We start from the raw sequence: 15,895 nt of genomic DNA on the forward strand, positions 1-15,895 counted from the left end.
CGGCCCGCATGGGGGCGACCTCGCCACCCCTGACCATCTGGGCCGTCTCGGACGGCCGCGCGGGGATCGAGGCCCAGGCGCTCGGCCTTGCCGAGGCGGTCGCGCGCCTCCGGCCGGCCGAGATCTCGGTGAAGCGGATCGCCTGGCGCTGGGGCCTCGGCCGACTGCCGTGGCGGCTCATTCCGCCCGCGGCGCTCGCCGAACGGCTGCCGGACACCCTGCCCGACATCTGGATCGCCGCCGGACGGGCAACGCTGCCGCTGTCGACGCGCCTCAAGGGGCGCACGTTCGTGGTTCAGACCCAGGACCCGCGCGCGCCGCTCGAGCGCTTCAACCTGGTCGTCCCGCCCGAGCATGACCGCCTCGCCGGCGCCAACGTCTTCCCGATCCTGGGCGCGCCCAACCGTCTGACGCCGAAGAGGCTCGCCGACGAGCTCGCCGCATTCCCGGATCTCTCAACCCTGACGGCGCCGCGCGTCGCGGTGATCGTCGGCGGCAAGTCCAAGGCCCACGACCTGCCGCGGGCCCATGCCGCGGCGCTCGCCGACCGCATCGCCGCCGCCGTCCGCGCGGCCGGCGGTTCGCTGATGCTGTCCTTCACCCGCCGCACGCCCCCCGCCGCGCGCGCGGCCATGTCGGCGCGGCTCGGTGACCTCCCGGGCGTCATCTGGGACGAGCGGCCCCCGAACCCCTATTTCGCCTACCTCGCCGCCGCCGACGTGGTCCTGGTGACAGAGGACTCCACCAACCTGGCGACCGACGCCGCCGCGACCGGCAAACCGGTCTATGTCCTGCCCATGCCGGGCCACAGCGAGAAGCTCACCCGTTTCCACGCCGACCTGCGCGCACGCGGTCTTGCCCGGCCTTTCGAGGACCGGCTCGAGAGCTGGACCAGCGCGCCGCTGGCCGAGACGGATCGCGCGGCCGGCGAACTTATCCGGCGCTACGACGCCGCCCAGGCGCAGCGAGGCCGCAATTCCGCCTGAGGCCCTTTGCAATTCACCACGCGATGGCCTTTCCTCCGCGCCCATGAGTCTCCCCCAGCGGCCCCCGCATCCTGTTCGTGGTCGACGCCGGCCAGAAGGTCGGCGGCGGACACGTCATGCGCTCGCTGACGCTGGCCAAGGCGCTGGAGGCGCATGGCGCGAGCTTCGGCTTTCTCGGCCCGCCGGCCGCCAACGAGGTGCTCGAGGCCTTCGCACCCGAGATCCCCCGCCTCTCGGCCGCCTCGGCCGAACCGCGGGACCTCGCGGCCGCGGTGGGGCGCGAGCAGTTCGACGCCATCGTCTTCGACCACTATCAGCTGGGCGAGCGCGACCACCGGGCAATGGCCCAGGGCCGTCCGGTGCTGGTGATCGACGACCTGGCCAACCGCGCTCTGGGCGCCGATCTCGTGGTCGACTCAGGCCCCGAGCGCGCCGCGGCGGACTACGACGGCCTGATCCCCGAGGGCGCGCGCCTGCTGCTGGGCCCGGACCACGCCCCTGTCCGCCCGGAGTTCGCCGCCTTGCGCGAGCCGGCGCTGGCCTGGCGCGGCGAACCCGTCCAGCGCCTGCTGGTGGCGATGGGCCTCACCGACGTGGGCGGCATCACCGCGCGCGTCGTCGAACGGTTGCGGCCACGGATCGGCGACGCCGGCCTCGACATCGTCATCGGCGCGTCGGCGCCCAGCCTCCCGGGCCTCGCCAAGATCGCGCGACGCGACTCGCGCCTGATGCTGCACGTGGATACGCCGCACATGGCGCGCCTGACCGCTGAGGCGGACATCGGTGTCGGCGCGGCCGGCTCATCCACGTGGGAGCGCTGCACGCTGGGCCTGCCGTCGATCATGATCGTGCTGGCCGACAACCAGCGGGCCGCCGCCCAGGCCCTCGCGGAGCGCGGCGCAGCGATCATCATCGAGGCTGCACAGAGCGATTTCGACGAGGCGCTGGACCGCGCCATCATGCGGCTGCTGCGGGACGCGGACCTGCGTCGTCGTCTGGCGACCGCCAGCGCCGAAGTCTGCGACGGCCTGGGTGCGGGCCGTGTCGCCGAGGCCTTCCTCAAACTCATCGCCGCTCGCGCCGGCGGTTAACCATTCGGGGCGCGAACCTGTCTAGGCTCCGAGTCGCTGGGAGGCGTGTATGAGCGAAGCGGCGGCGAAGGGGGCGGGCGCTGAATTGGCGACGGGCGGCGTCCGCCTGGTCCAGCTTCAGACCATCCCCATGGAGAACGGCATCCTCGGGGTCGCCGAGGTCTCCAAGCACATCGGCTTCCCGGTTCATCGGGCCTACTACATCCGCGATGTTCCGGAGGGCTCGGGTCGCGGCGCGCACGGACACAAGACGCTGCGCCAGTGCTTCCTCTGCCTCCGGGGCAGCTTCACCCTCACCATCACCAGGCAGGGTCATACCGAGGCCGTGGTGCTCGACCGGCCCGACGTTGCCGCGGTGGTTGAGCCGGGCTGCTGGCGCGATCTGTCCGACTTCTCGGATGACCTCGGTGATCATCGTGCTGGCGTCCGACGAGTACGACGAGGCCGACTACATCCGCACCTATCACGAGTTCCTGCGGTGGGAGGCAGACGCCGCCGCAGTCACCGAGGTGCCGTATCTCGACCTTGCGCGCGGGGCCCGGGAGATCGCGCCCGAACTCGAACTCGTCGCCCGCCGCGTCCTGCGCTCGGGCTACTTCATCGGCGGACCCGAGACGCAACGGTTCGAGGATCACTTCGCCGACTACTGCGGGGCGGCCCAGATGGTCGGCGCCGGCAACGGCCTTGACGCCCTGGTGCTGGCGCTGCGCGCGTGGGGCGTCGGCCCAGGCGACGAAGTGATCATGCCCGCCCACACCTTCATCGCCACCGCGCTGGCGGTGGACGAGGTTGGCGCGACGCCCGTCCTCGTGGACGTCGAGCCTGACACAGGCCTCATGGACGTCGGCAAGGTCGAGGCGGCGCTGACCGACCGCACGCGGGTTGTCATGCCTGTCCACTTGTACGGGCTGCCGGTCGACATGGATACGCTGAAGGCGATCGTCGCCGGGCGCGACATCCGTATCTTGGAAGACGCCTGCCAAGCCCACGGCGCCCGTTACAGGGGCCGCCGCTGCGGCGCGTTAGGCGACGCCGCCGCCTTCAGCTTCTATCCGACCAAGAACCTCGGGGCGCTGGGTGACGCCGGCGGGCTCACCACCAACGACGCGGCGCTCGCCGAGCGCGTCCGCATGCTGGGCAACTATGGCTCCAAGGTGAAGTACGCCCACGAGCTACTCGGCCGCAACTCGCGCCTCGACCCTCTGCAGGCCGCAATCCTGGACGTGAAGCTCGACCTGCTCGACGGATGGAACGCGCGCCGCCGGGAGCTCGCGGCGCGCTATTCCCAAGGCCTTTCGGGACTGGCAGGGCTTCAGCTGCCGAAAGTGCGGCCCTATGTTGAGCCCGTCTGGCACGTCTTCCCGGTCCTTGCGCCAGGGCAGCGGGACAGCCTTCAGGCCTTTCTCCTCCACAACGGCGTCGGCACGAACATCCACTATCCCACGCCGGTGCACCGGCAGCCGTGCTACGCGGGGCGCTGGTCGAGTGGCTTCCCGGTCGCCGAGGCTTTCGCCGCCTCGGTGCTCAGCCTGCCGCTGGACCAGACGCACACCGATCGCGAGATCGACTACGTCATCGACAGGGTCCGGCAGTTCTTCAGCGCGTGAGCGCGGCTGCGCGGGCGATGCCCTCACGGACGTGTTCGATGTCTACGCTGAAGTCCCGGTGCAACGCCGCCGGGTTCCACGGCTCGGGATGGACATCCGCCTGCGGTCCGCTGACATGAACGACTGGGCCCGAGCCTGCAGCGGCGGCCATGTGGCGCCAGTACCAGTAGGCTGTATGCCGAAACCTGGGCATCAGCACCACGATCGGGCAGTCCTCCCGACAGAAGATCAGGTTCGTCATCGCCGCCCCTGTCGCGCCCACGACCATACGGGCGGTGGAGAACAGCGCGACCTGGTCCTCAAGGCTCAGCTGCTCCGGCTCCACGGGGACGAAGCCCTCCCCGGTCAGCGCCGCTTCGACCTCGGCCTCGTTGCGCAGGCTGCGGCTCGCGCTTTTCCGGCGGATGAAGACCTTGGGCCGTGCCCCGGTCGGCTTGTCCACGGCCTTGCGGAGCTGCCGCACGGCGTGTCGCAGCGCGCCAGCATTGAACGCCGACTGCGGCAGGCTGTCGAGCGGCTGACCCGCGCGCAGCTTGAACGGAACGTAACCAGTAGCTGAGACGTGATGCAGCCGGGCGACCCGCGCGACGTGCCCCGCTCGCAGCCGGTAAACGGTCCGGTCCGGCGCAATCAGCTCGACTGAGCGGCGGATGTTAGGGTGCAGTTGCAAATCCAGGATGAGTGAGGTCCGCGCATGAGCTGGATCCCGCGTGAGCGCGGCGATCCGCGGAAGCACTTCCGTCATCCAGTGGGCATAATTTGGGGCGGTCCAGTCCGTGAAGGCCGCCGCCTCCCCGACCGGGTGCTCGTTCGCCGGCTCGTGGGGCCGCCATCCCACCCGCTTAAAGTCGGTAGACCAGCCGAGATTGCCCGCCTTGTGGACCGCCTCGCCCGGCTCGTCGGTGGCGAGGTTCATCAGGTCGTGCGTGAGGACCGCGTCCCTCATCGTCAGCAGATTCGAACGGGCGCGAACGAGCACGTCGCGCAATTCCGTGAGCGTGACCGCCGGACTGTCGTAGGTGCGGGACGGCGAATAGTAGGCTTGATCCTCCTGCGGCACGACGTGCGCTTCGCCGCTGTTCACCCGCGAGGCTCCGAAGAGCCGCTGCTGTCGCAGCCCCTTTTCCGCCGCGTACGCCGTCACGGTCTTCAAGGGCAGTGGGATCGGGTCCGTCATGCTTCATCTGCCGTTGCGCCGGCTTCGGTCGCCGCGGATCGGAATAGCTACGATTCACGATGCGGCAAAGCCGGAGGTTGAGCAGCGACGTGCCGCGGCCGTGAAGCGCGACGGTCGTGCGCGCGCCGATCGGCGAGCGGCTCTACGCCCGCACCCGGTGCATCGCGATCTGCCCGGCGCTCTTGGCCTTCAGCGTCTCGTAGGCCTCAGGGAAGAACCAGAAGAACACGTCCTCTGCGTCTTCGCCGACGCGCTGCGCGCCAGCTCTGGTGTGGAACGCGATCACGCCCGTGTTGCCCAGGCGCACGTCGAAGTGCGATTGATCGAACTTCAGCGTTTCGAACCCGACTTCGTAGATCAGCAACGCGGAGTAGGTGGCTAGCCCCGGCGTCTTGGGGGGCGGGATGATCCAGCTCCCCCAACAGAACGAGCGGCGCCCCCTCGATCTCCCGGAAATCGTACATTCGGACCACGCCGCGATCTTCGCCATCGCAGACGATGACGAAGTAGAATTCCTGCCCCGCCGCTTCCCGATCCTTGTAGCTTTGCAGCCACGCGAGCTGCGCGGCCGCATCGGCGGACGACGCGTTCAGGTGCTGGTTCAGCCGCCCGTCGCCGCGCAGTGCGCAGATGAACGCCGCGTCCTTTTCGCTCGCATCCACGAGCCGCAGATGGGTCCTATAGGCGGGATCGAGGGCAGGCGACCGCAGGATCATCGGCGCTCCCCCAGGGCCGCCGGCCCCAACGTCGGCGCCTGGGCTCTTGCCAGCATCGCGCGGAACTCACCTTCGATCCGTCGAAGAAACGCCGCCTCGTCGCAGATGGCGCCTCCGTCGAAGCCGGGGCGCACTCGTCTCCGCAGGGCGTCCAGGGCATCGATGTCGCCGACGAGTTCCAGCGCCTTTTCGACGTACGCTTCCGGCGTCTGGACGACCAGTTCGTCGAGCCCGGCAGCGCGCAAGATCGTCCCTGCGTAGTAGCCTCCGACGTTCGGCGGATCGCCCGCCATCGTCAGCACGGGGACGCCGTTCGAGAGCGCTTCCATGGTTGTGGTCGAGCCGGGCGCGGGCCAGCAGTCGAGCATGAGATCGATATCGCGGAACGAGCCGTAATAGGCCTCGCCGCTCGTGTGCCCTTCGAACACGAGCCGGTCGGCGGCCACGCCGTTGGCTGCGAACCGCGCCGCCGTGACACTCTGCAGTACGGGATCGGCATAGTAACGGTATTTCAGCACCAGCCGGCTGTCCGGCGCGTTGCGGAGGATCGTCGCCCAGGCGGCAAGCGCCCCGTCGCTGAGCTTCGCGGGATGATTGTATGAGCCGAGCGTGACCTCTCCGCGGGCCTTGGCGGGCGTCGGAGCCGGCGGCAGGCGGCCTCCCGCGGGGCGATACGGCGTGAAGACAGGCCCGATCCGCCAGAGGCCCTCGCTGAACTGCCCCGGAAACGCCGGCCCGCCGTCCGCGTGAAGCACGTAGTCGATCTGGCTTAGCCCCGTGGTCTGGGCGAAATTGATCCACGCGACCTGCACGGGCGCTGGCTTGCGCGCGAAGACGCCGAGCCGTGAGCCGGTTGTATGCCCCCAGAGGTCGCTCAGGACGTCGACCCCGTCGCTGCGGATCAAGGCCGCCGCTGCGGCGTCGTCGAGCGCGCCGATAGGACGGACCTTCACCCACTCCGGCCAATCCGTCTCGGAGGACGCCTCTCTCGGATAGAGGAACACGTCCACAGCTCCAGGGTCATGCCCTTCGAAGAGCGGGGTCACGAACTGGCTGAGCTGCGAGCCGGCGAACCGGGGCGCGACGTAGCCCAGCTTCAGTTTGCGGCCGTCGATGGGCGGGTTCATGTGAAGCGTGGGTCCCGCGGGCGGCTTCGCCCAGCGCGCCGCCCAGGCCTGGGCCTCCGCGGCATGGCGCGCCTCGCCGTCGTCGCAGAACAACAGCGCGTAGACGAGGAAGTTGTGCAAACCCGCCGACGGGAAGTTCTCGACGGCGACGCGCAGATACTGGGCGGCCTCCTCGACGCGACCCTGGTGCTGGAGCATCAACGCATAGTTCAGAAGCCCCTGCGCATCGATCTGGCTGCGGCTCAAGGCCATGCTCCACGCCACGGAGGCGCAGGCGGGCATATGCTGCTGATCATAGAGATGGACCGCCACGCGGAAGCCGTAGTCGGCGTCGCTGCGCAACCGCCCCAGATCGACGCCGAGGGCGCGCATCACGGAAACGGCTTGCAGGGTCCGGGCGTCATCCAGGATCTCGAACGAGGCCTCGCCGGCTTGCATCACCGCCGCGGCCAATCCGTAGCGGGCGGCGTGGTCGTTCGGATCCGCGGCGACCGCCGCGCTGAACGCGTCGACCGCCGTCTGCGTGTCGGCGGCCTGCAGCGCCCGATAGCCGGCCTCGCTCATGAAGCCTACGCCTTGAGCACGGTGTTCTGCCGCAGGACGGCGGCGCCCCTGGGCGTCGAGGTCCTTGCGCGTGTCGACTAGGCTGAGCGGGCCCGTCAGCGTCGCATTGACCGAATCCATCCCGGACCGCTTCGCAGCCCCGCGCGCCACCAGGTAACGCAGCGAGATCCGCTCATGATCGGCGGCGTCCGGCTGGGTGCCGTGCAGGGTGCAGGCGTGCCAGATGGCCGCGAAGCCGGTATCGCCCGTCAGGATCCGCTGCTGCACGTTGGCCTCGCCATGCTCGCCGTCGCGGTAGAGCCAGCTGTCCTCGCCCGTGCGCGTCAGGTCGTGCGGGAAAACCGAGCCGCCCAGGCGGTGGCTGCCCTCCAGCACGTAGAGCGGCGCGTCGGCCTTCGTCACCGGATGCAGATAGACATAGAGCGTCAGGAAGTCCGCTTCGCGCTCCTTGTAGTCGATCAGGTCCTGGTGGAAGTCGATGCCATAGAAGTAGGTCACGTCCCGGTGCTCGGGCTTCACATAGGCCCCAAGGTTGTTCACCGGGTTGCCGTGGATCCGCCGGCGCAGCCACTCGGGCACGCTCTTGGCGGGCACGCCGCACACCACCTTCTTGTTCAGGATCTCGTAGCCCTCGCCCAGCAGGGCGTTGAGCGCCACTACGATGTGCGGCGCGCGCTCGACGAAGGACAGCGCCTCTTCGAAGCCCTCCAGCAGGTTGCGGCCCGGCTTCGGGTTGACGCCGGTGTACTGCGGATCGGCGTCGAACTCCGCCTCGCTGAGGAAAAGGTTGTGATCGAAGGCCCGCGTCGCGCGGATCGCGGCGAGCAGCTCGGCGGCGGCCGCTGCATCCACCTTGGCGTCGAACAGGTGCGCCCCGTGCCGGATGAAATCGGAGATCACCTGGTCCGACAGGCTCGACGGGGAAGGCTTGGCCATCGCGTTCATGGAGGCTCCGATCGCACGCGCTCGAGCCTGGAGGTCATACGAGTCGCGTTAACCCTAGCTTACCCTCCCCGGCCCAAAGTCCCGCTGCGACCCCATGACCCTCGCTGTCCTTCAGGCCCGCCTCAGTTCCACCCGCCTGCCCGGCAAGGTGATGAAGCCGCTGCTCGGCCGGCCGATGATCCTGCGCCAGATAGAGCGCGTCCGGCGCGCGGCCCGGGTCGATCGCCTCGTCGTAGCCACCAGCACGGACCCCAGCGACGATCCATTGGCGCAGGTCCTCGAGGCCGACGGCGTCGATGTCTTCCGCGGCCCCCTCGATGATGTGCTCGCCCGCTTCCTGGGCGCCCTGGACCGCTGGCCGGCCGACGTCGTCGTGCGCCTCACCGCCGACTGCCCGCTGATCGACCCGCTGGTGCTGGACGACACGATCGGCCTGCTGGCCGAGACTGGGGCCGACTACGCCCACTGTCGCACCCAGGACCTGGGCTTTCCCAAAGGCCAGGACGTCGAGGCCATGACGGCCGACACCCTCCGCCGCGCCGCAGAGCTGGCCGAGACCCGCGAGGAGCGCGAGCACGTCACCTGGGGGATCTGGAGCCGCCCCGATCGGTACCGCATCGTCCGGCTCATGCCGCCTGTCGAGTGGGGCCATGTCCGCTGGACCGTCGACCGTCCCGACGACTTCGAGTTCGTCACCGCGGTTTACGAGGCGCTTTACCCGCAGAAGCCAGGGTTCACCTCGGACGACATCCGGGCGCTGGTCGCCGGCCGCCCCGACCTCGCGAACTACGGCGGCGAACCGCGGATCTAGGGCGCGTCGGGAAGCGTCGCGGCGTCGACGCCCTTCTCCGCCAGGCGCGCCTCGATGGCGGGCTTGGCGGCCTCCCAGTCGGCCTTCAGCATCCCAAGGCCAACCACGTCCTGGAACCGGCCGCCCTTGCACACATGTTCGCGGTAGCAGGCCTCGCGCTTGAAGCCGAAGCTCTCGTGCAGCTTCCAGACCGCGTCGTTCTCCAGCAGCACCTCGCACCAGAGCTTGTGATAGCCCATCGTCTCGAAGACATGCCGCAGGACGATGTACTCCACCTGGGCGCCGACGCCGCGGCCGCGCGTGGAGGGCTCGGCCAGGTAGTAGGCCCAGTCGCAGCGCCGGACGATCGGATCGATCTTCGCCAGGTTCGCCAGGCCCACGGGCTCGCCGTCCAGCTCGATGATCCAGTAGCGGCGGTCCTCCGCCGTCAGCGCGCCGGCGAACCAGCGGTCGTGCTCGGCCTGGCTGATCTTGTGGTCGGTGTACATGTAGGCCGCGACCTCGGGCGAGTTGCGCCAGGCCAGCAAGCGTTCGCTGTCCGCCCGCTCCACCTCTCGCAGTCTGACGGTCATGTCGCCACCATGTCCCAGGCCAGCGGCTCGCCCCGCTTCAGGTCGCGCGCCGCAGCCTTGCCCAGTACGGCGTCCAGATCCGCCGGCGGCAGACCATCGCCCGGGCGGATCGACCGCACATTGGCTTTCGTCAAGGTTTCGCCGGCCGGCACGTCGGCCGAGACGTAGAGCGAGCGGCGGAACTGCACATTGCCGCGTTCCGAACCCACCAGATCGTACTGCGCCCGCCCCAGCGACCGCCAGGCGGCCTTGCAGTCGCCGACCAGCGCCTTGAACTCCGGGGGCTCCAGGCTGAAGGCGGCGTCCGGTCCGCCGTCGGCGCGCGCCAGGGTGAAGTGCTTCTCGATGACGCTGGCCCCCAGCGCGACGGCCGCCACCGAGGCCACCGTCCCCGGCGTGTGGTCCGATAGGCCGACCGGACAGCCGAAGCGCTCGGCCATGTCGGCCACCGTACGGACATTGGCGTCCTCGAGCGGCGCGGGATAGCTCGACACGCAGTGCAGCAGCACCACGCCCGGCGCGCCGCCCGAAAGCGCCGCATCGCGGGCGGCTTCGATCTCGGCGAGGTTGGCCATGCCGGTGGAGATGATCAGCGGCCTGCCCTTCCCCGCCGCATAGCGGATCAACGGAAGGTCCACGGCCTCGAACGAGGCGATCTTGAAAGCCGGCGCGCCCAGGTCGGCCAGCAGGTCCACCGCGGTTTCGTCGAAGGGGCTGGAGAACAGGATCACGCCCAAGTCGCGCGCCCGCTCGAAGAGGGCTGCGTGCCACTCGTAGGGGGTCTGGGCCTCCTGGTAGAGTTCGTAGAGGCTGCGCCCGTCCCACAGCCCGCCCCGGATGCGGAACGCGGGCGCGTCCACGTCCATGGTGATGGTGTCGGCGGTGTAGGTCTGGATCTTGATGGCGTCGCAGCCGGTCGCCGCCGCCGCGTCGATCATCGACAGCGCCCGCTCCAGGCTGCCGTTGTGGTTGCCCGACAGCTCGCAGATCACGAACGGCTCGTGCGCGGCGCCCACCTTGCGCCCGGCGATGGTGACCTCAGGCAGAGTCGACATGCGGCCATTCTACGCCGCAAGGGGCTGAAAGGCGCGTTAACCCTTCGACCGTTCCGGAATCGTCACTACATTGCAGCCATGTCCGAACCTCGCTCCGTCCGCTGCCTGATCGTGGGCTCCGGCCCCGCCGGCTACACCGCCGCCATCTACGCCGCCCGCGCCCTTCTGAAGCCGGTGCTCATCCAGGGCATCCAGCCCGGCGGCCAGCTCACCATCACGACCGACGTCGAGAACTATCCCGGCTTCGCCGACGTCATCCAGGGTCCCTGGCTGATGGAGCAGATGCAGGCCCAGGCCTTGCATGTGGGCACGGAAATCGTCAGCGACATCGTGCTGAAGGCCGATCTTTCCCAGCGCCCCTTCCGGCTCGAGACCGACAGCGGCCAGGTCTGGCTCGCCGAGACGCTGATCATCGCCACCGGAGCCCAGGCCAAGTGGCTGGGCCTGGAGTCCGAGCAGAAGTTCCAGGGCTTCGGCGTCTCGGCCTGCGCCACCTGCGACGGCTTCTTCTACCGCGGCAAGAACGTGGTCGTGGTGGGCGGCGGCAACACCGCTGTCGAGGAAGCTCTGTTCCTCACCAATTTCGCCGCCAAGGTCACCGTCGTGCATCGTCGCGACGAGTTCCGGGCCGAGAAGATCCTGCAGGAGCGCTTGTTCAACCACGAGAAGATCGAGGTGATTTGGGACAGCGCCATCGATGAGGTGCTGGGCGCCGCCGATCCCCTGGGCGTCACCGGCGTCCGCCTGAAGAACGTCAAGACCGGCGAGACCCGCGAAGTGGCCGCCGACGGCGTCTTCATCGCCATCGGCCACGCCCCCGCGTCCGAGCTGTTCAAGGGCCAGCTCGAGATGGATTTCTCGGGCTATCTGAAGGTGAAGCCGGGCACGGCCTCGACCGCGATCCAGGGCGTCTACGCTGCCGGCGACGTCACGGACGACGTCTATCGCCAGGCCGTCACCGCGGCCGGCATGGGCTGCATGGCCGCGCTGGAAGCGGTGCGGTTCCTGGCCGAAGAGGACCACAGGAAGGCGCATCATCCGATCAGCCATCAGGAAGCCCAGAAGATCGGAGCCTGGTAGGCTTTCAACTGCGAATTGAACGGCCACGCTGAAACCTGCCCTGCATTTGAAGTGTTGGGCGCGGGTGATGCGGAACAGCGAACGCTACGAAGAACAGGCCGAGGCGGTGATGCGCCTGGCGGCCAAGGCGGGAAGCGACGCCGAACGCGAAGTCTATCTCAACATCGCGGACGGCTGGCGGCGCCTGGCCGCCGAAGCCGTGCGCAACGAGCGTCACCGGTACAACGACGCCCGCTGGGCGCTGCGCGCCACCGAAGAACGAGACGAAGGCCAGGCTTAAGGCCTAAACTTGCGGCGTGATCCGTTACGCCCGCCCCGCCGACCATCCCGCCATCGACCGCCTGGTGACCGACGCCTTCGGGCGCGACGCCGAGTCACGGCTGGTCAGCCTCTTGCGGGCGGACGGCGACGTGCTCTTCGAGCTGGTCTCGCTTGGCGACGAGACGATCAACGGCCACATCCTGTTCAGCCGCATGTGGGCGGACCGGGAGGGCCTCTACGCGGCCCTCGGCCCGGTGGCGGTGCGCCCGGACGCCCAGCGCACCGGGATCGGCGCTTCGCTCATGCGCGCGGCCCTGCAGGTGGCGGGCGAGTTCGGCGTCCAGGGCGTGATCCTGCTGGGACACCCCACCTACTACCCACGTTTCGGCTTCTCGACGGAGGCGACGCGCCAGGTGCGAAGCTCCTACTCGGGCAACCCGGCCTTCATGGGCCTGGCGATCGAGCCCGGAGCGTTCGATGCGCCGATGACCGCGGCCTTCGCCGACGCCTTCGACCGGATCTAGGCCGGCGGGGCGGCCGCCGCAGCCGGTGCGCCGAGGCCCTTGTCGTAGGCCTCCAGCCTTTCATTGATCTGCTTGATCTCGTCGGCGGTGGCCTTGCGGCGCGTCGGCGTGATCACGCCCAGAACCCGCGTCCGCTCGCCGCCCGTCGCCGTCGGGTCGGCGACGGTATAGGTCCGCACCTCGCCCGCCACCGCCAAGGTGACCTTGCGCTCTGCCGGCAGACCCTGCTTCTCCGGCGACAGCAGGCCGCCCTGGGTGCGGCTGTCCACTCCCCCGAGGATCGCCTGCGAGAGGTAGGCCTCGCGGCCGGCGTAGCGGCCCGTGAAGGCGGCGGGTTCGCCCCAGGGGCCGGTCCAGCGGTAGAAGATATGCGCGCCCACCTGGGTCATCTTCACCAGGGTCGGCGCCCAGTAGGGCGCGACGTAGGCCGCGTGATAGTGGGTGGCGGACCCCACGTGCTTGGCCACATGGCCGTCCAGCGCCCGCTCCGCCACGCGCTGCGCCTGTCGCCACAGCGCGGGCTCCGGCGCCCAGCGCAGCGAGCCGTCGCAGGTGAACGTGAACTGGCAACCGGTGGCCCGGGCCGAGCCCTGGTACACCACGCCGCACACCGACTTCGGATAGGCCGGGTGGCGCACGCGATTCAGCACCACCTGCGCCACGGCCTCCTGGCCGAGGCCGGGCTCGCGCGCCGCCTCGTAGTAGACTGCCTCCGACAGGCACTGCAGCGCGCGCTTGCGGTCCTCGGTCCCCGTCTTCAGCACGAACGGCTTCATCGGCCGGATCGGCAGGTCCGAGAAGGGCCGGAGCTCGTTCAGCTCCTCGGCCGTCGCGCCCTCCTCCACGCCGAGACCCAGGTCGGGGACCTCGCGGATGTCGAGGCTGGCCCAACCCTCAGGCCGGTTCCACAGGTCCGCCTGCCGCAGGGCGGGGTCATGCCGCAGGGCCAGGGCGCGCGTGGCGGGGTCCATGTGGGAAACGAACTTCGCGAGGGTGGCGTCCGACAGGTCCTTCGCCGCCAATCCGACGGGCGTGCGACCGATCGGGTCGGCGTTCGGAGCGCACGCCGCCAAGGCCGCGCCGCAGGTGGCGAGGCCCAGTGCCAGCAGCCCGGCGCGGATATCGCGGCGCGTGTTCAGAGGATCCCCTCGCATCGAGGCGACGCATATAGGCCCCGACCGGCGTTCTTTGGACCCCTGCGGGGCGAAAAAGTGGTCGCGGGCGATTAAACTTTGGCCATGTGATCAGGGGTTGTAGCGGACTTGCGCCGCTCGCCGGGCCCCCGCATGGTGGTCGTGGTCCCACGGGGCGGGCCGCGTTCCCGAGTAATTTGCGATGCACCCTTCGGAGTGGCCGCTTCGCGTGATTCCCAGGCGGTCGCCGCCGTTCTGGCTGGCCATGGTCGTCACCGTGGCCGCGCTGGGCGCCGCCATGTCGCTGCGGGGCGTTCTGCTCGGCTTCCAGCATCTCGGCGGCCTGGGCTCCACCACCCTGCCGGCGCTGATCGTCATCTGCCTCTACGCCGGCCCGCGGTTCGGCTGGGCCGCGCTGGTCTTCGCCATCGCCTTCGGCAGCGGCCTGTTCCCCGTCATCCAGCCCGCCGGCGCCTCGCACGCCGCCGTCGTCTCGATGTTCGCCGCCTCCGGCGCCATCACCCTGGTCTTCTCGGCCACCCTGCGGGAGGCCCTTCTGCGGCTGGACGAGGCCAACGCCGCCCAGGAACACGCCCGAAAGGCCTCGGCCGAGTCCGAGGCCCGCTTCCGCGTGCTGGCCGACAGCGCGCCGATCCTGATGTGGGTGAGCCGCGCCGATGGCCGGCGTGAGTTCGTCAACCGCACCTATGTCGAATGGCTGGGCGAGCCCTACGACGAGGCGCTGAACTTCGACTGGCGCAAGATCCTGCACCCCGAAGACCTGCCGCGCATCCTCAAGGAGCAGGTGGCCGGCGAGAACTCGCGCAAGCTCTTCACCCTCGAGGCGCGCTACCGCGTGGCCTCGGGCGAATATCGCTGGGTCCGCTCGGTGTCGCAGCCGCGCTACACGCCCGAGGGCGCGTTCGGACGGCTTCGTCGGCGTCGGCTTCGACATCTCCGACGCCAAGCGCGCCGAGGCCGACCTCAAGCGCATCAACGACATCCTCGCCGAGCGTGTCGAGGCGGCGCTGTCCGAGCGCGACCGGGCCGAGGCCGCGCTGCGGCGCGCCCAGAAACTGGAGGCCGTGGGGCAGCTCACCGGCGGGGTCGCGCACGACTTCAACAATCTGCTCACCGTCGTCATCGGGGCCGTCGACATGATCCAGCGGCACCCGGACGACGCCGCGCGGCGCGAACGGATGATCGAGGCCGCACTGGGCGCGGCGCGCCGCGGCGAGCGCCTGACCCAGCAGCTGCTGGCCTTCTCCCGACGCCAGGCCCTGAAGCCCGAACCCGTCCGTGTCGACCGGCTCATCGCCGACGCCGAGCCGCTGCTGCGCCGGGCCGTCGGGGAAGCCGTCGCCCTGTCGGTGGCGCCGGGCTCCGACAGCGCCGTCGTCAACATCGACCCGGGCCAGTTCGAGGCCGCGGTGATGAACCTCGTGGTCAACGCTCGCGACGCCACCCCGCCCGGCGGCATGATCCGGGTCGAGACCCTTCGCGCCCGCCTCGGGGCCGGCGAGATCGAGGACCTGGAGGCCGGCGATTACCTCTGCCTCGCGGTGCACGACACGGGCGCCGGCATGGACGCCGAGACCGCCGCGCGGGTCTTCGAGCCCTTCTTCACCACCAAGGCGCCCGGCAAGGGCACCGGCCTGGGCCTCTCCCAGGTCTACGGCTTTGCGCGCCAGAGCGGCGGCGCCGCCGCGATCGACAGCGAGCCCGGCAAGGGCGCCAGCGTGCGGCTCTACCTGCCGCTCACCGACGCCCCGACCGCCGAGGACGAAGCGGCGGCGCGGCCGCAGCTCGCCCGCGGCCCCAAGCTCCGTGTCCTGCTCGCCGAGGACGATCCGCAGGTCGCCGAACTGGTCGAGGCGCTGCTCGCAGACCTTGGCCACGTCATCATCCGCAAGCCCGACGCCGCCCAGGCGCTCGAGATCCTGCGCAGCACCGCCCCGATCGACCTCCTGCTCACCGATCTCGTCATGCCCGGCGACATGAACGGCGTGGAGCTGGCGCGCGAGGCCGTGCGCCTCCGGCCCGGTCTGCCGGTCGTCCTCTCCTCCGGCTACACCGGCGAGACGCTCAACGCCGCCGAGGGCGCGCCCTGGCCGCTGCTCCGCAAGCCGTACGGCGCCGACCAGCTGGCCCAGGTCATCGCCGACGTCGCGCCGCACGCCGCCGAACCGGCCTGAGCGCGACCCCACGTCAGCTTTCCGACTAAGCCCTTGCGCCTTGGCCGCACG

Annotated in this window: 15 protein-coding genes and 2 pseudogenes; 10 read left to right on the forward strand and 7 right to left on the reverse strand. The window is 69.9% G+C overall.

The genetic code is table 11. The features are described 5' to 3' along the window. Positions 1–8: 8 nt before the first annotated feature. The 4 genes and pseudogenes from LRS10_RS00760 (at position 9) to LRS10_RS00770 (ending at position 3,684) form a co-directional block, all read left to right on the forward strand. Entirely contained in the window at positions 9–986 is a 978-nt protein-coding gene (locus tag LRS10_RS00760) for a mitochondrial fission ELM1 family protein (protein WP_257835578.1), read from the forward strand. Positions 987–1,063: 77 nt separating this feature from the next. Beyond that, positions 1,064–2,077, forward strand: a complete 1,014-nt coding sequence (pseG, locus tag LRS10_RS00765; protein WP_257835579.1) for a UDP-2,4-diacetamido-2,4,6-trideoxy-beta-L-altropyranose hydrolase — start codon at positions 1,064–1,066, stop codon at positions 2,075–2,077. A gap of 130 nt (positions 2,078–2,207) precedes the next feature. Further along, a pseudogene (locus LRS10_RS24755) lies at positions 2,208–2,417 on the forward strand (FdtA/QdtA family cupin domain-containing protein); the annotation flags it as partial. Positions 2,418–2,475: 58 nt separating this feature from the next. Beyond that, positions 2,476–3,684, forward strand: a complete 1,209-nt coding sequence (locus LRS10_RS00770; RefSeq protein WP_257835580.1) for a DegT/DnrJ/EryC1/StrS aminotransferase family protein — start codon at positions 2,476–2,478, stop codon at positions 3,682–3,684. Here LRS10_RS00770 and LRS10_RS00775 read toward each other — a convergent pair. The 3 genes from LRS10_RS00775 to LRS10_RS00785 form a co-directional block, all read right to left on the reverse strand. Further along, entirely contained in the window at positions 3,674–4,861 is a 1,188-nt protein-coding gene (locus LRS10_RS00775; protein WP_257835581.1) for a DUF563 domain-containing protein, read from the reverse strand. The genes LRS10_RS00770 and LRS10_RS00775 overlap by 11 nt on opposite strands. 142 nt (positions 4,862–5,003) lie before the next feature. After that, a complete protein-coding gene (locus LRS10_RS00780; RefSeq protein ID WP_257835582.1) occupies positions 5,004–5,351 on the reverse strand; it encodes a hypothetical protein in 348 nt (115 codons plus the stop codon). A 222-nt stretch (positions 5,352–5,573) separates the two neighbouring features. Then, complete coding sequence (locus tag LRS10_RS00785) at positions 5,574–8,213, reverse strand: phytanoyl-CoA dioxygenase family protein (protein ID WP_257835583.1); 2,640 nt, start codon at positions 8,211–8,213, stop codon at positions 5,574–5,576. Positions 8,214–8,307: 94 nt separating this feature from the next. Between LRS10_RS00785 and LRS10_RS00790 the strand changes: the two genes are divergently transcribed. Beyond that, complete coding sequence (locus tag LRS10_RS00790) at positions 8,308–9,024, forward strand: glycosyltransferase family protein (protein WP_257835584.1); 717 nt, start codon at positions 8,308–8,310, stop codon at positions 9,022–9,024. On the opposite strand, the gene pseH is transcribed toward LRS10_RS00790, so the two are convergent. Beyond that, positions 9,021–9,596 (reverse strand): UDP-4-amino-4,6-dideoxy-N-acetyl-beta-L-altrosamine N-acetyltransferase, encoded by a 576-nt coding sequence (pseH, locus tag LRS10_RS00795; RefSeq protein ID WP_257835585.1) that lies wholly within the window; start codon positions 9,594–9,596, stop codon positions 9,021–9,023. The two genes, LRS10_RS00790 and pseH, sit on opposite strands and share 4 nt — an antisense overlap. Beyond that, positions 9,593–10,651 (reverse strand): pseudaminic acid synthase, encoded by a 1,059-nt coding sequence (gene pseI, locus LRS10_RS00800; RefSeq protein WP_257835586.1) that lies wholly within the window; start codon positions 10,649–10,651, stop codon positions 9,593–9,595. Before pseI ends, pseH begins: the two co-directional genes overlap by 4 nt. A gap of 78 nt (positions 10,652–10,729) precedes the next feature. On the opposite strand from pseI, the gene trxB reads away from it, so the two are divergent. The 3 genes from trxB to LRS10_RS00815 all read left to right on the forward strand — a co-directional run bounded on the left by trxB (position 10,730) and on the right by LRS10_RS00815 (position 12,516). Beyond that, positions 10,730–11,731 carry a thioredoxin-disulfide reductase gene (trxB, locus tag LRS10_RS00805; protein ID WP_257835587.1) on the forward strand — a complete coding sequence of 334 codons (1,002 nt, stop codon included), beginning with the start codon at positions 10,730–10,732 and terminating at the stop codon, positions 11,729–11,731. A gap of 67 nt (positions 11,732–11,798) precedes the next feature. After that, positions 11,799–12,011 (forward strand): hypothetical protein, encoded by a 213-nt coding sequence (locus LRS10_RS00810; RefSeq protein WP_257835588.1) that lies wholly within the window; start codon positions 11,799–11,801, stop codon positions 12,009–12,011. 16 nt (positions 12,012–12,027) lie between these two features. Further along, positions 12,028–12,516 carry a GNAT family N-acetyltransferase gene (locus LRS10_RS00815; RefSeq protein ID WP_257835589.1) on the forward strand — a complete coding sequence of 163 codons (489 nt, stop codon included), beginning with the start codon at positions 12,028–12,030 and terminating at the stop codon, positions 12,514–12,516. On the opposite strand, the gene LRS10_RS00820 is transcribed toward LRS10_RS00815, so the two are convergent. Then, positions 12,513–13,670: a cell wall hydrolase gene (locus tag LRS10_RS00820; protein WP_257835590.1), complete on the reverse strand. Its 1,158-nt coding sequence runs from the start codon at positions 13,668–13,670 to the stop codon at positions 12,513–12,515. The two genes, LRS10_RS00815 and LRS10_RS00820, sit on opposite strands and share 4 nt — an antisense overlap. Positions 13,671–14,033: 363 nt before the next feature. Then, complete coding sequence (locus tag LRS10_RS00825; RefSeq protein WP_257835591.1) at positions 14,034–14,189, reverse strand: hypothetical protein; 156 nt, start codon at positions 14,187–14,189, stop codon at positions 14,034–14,036. 118 nt (positions 14,190–14,307) lie between these two features. Between LRS10_RS00825 and LRS10_RS24760 the strand changes: the two are divergent. Both LRS10_RS24760 and LRS10_RS00830 read left to right on the forward strand, forming a co-directional pair. Next, a pseudogene (locus LRS10_RS24760) lies at positions 14,308–14,511 on the forward strand (PAS domain-containing protein); the annotation flags it as partial. Positions 14,512–14,734: 223 nt separating this feature from the next. Next, positions 14,735–15,844, forward strand: coding sequence for an ATP-binding protein (locus LRS10_RS00830; protein ID WP_257835592.1), 1,110 nt, complete (start codon positions 14,735–14,737; stop codon positions 15,842–15,844). Positions 15,845–15,895 lie beyond the last annotated feature (51 nt).

Source organism: Phenylobacterium sp. J426 (assembly GCF_024699945.1).
In the GTDB taxonomy this organism is placed as follows: Bacteria; Pseudomonadota; Alphaproteobacteria; order Caulobacterales; family Caulobacteraceae; genus Phenylobacterium.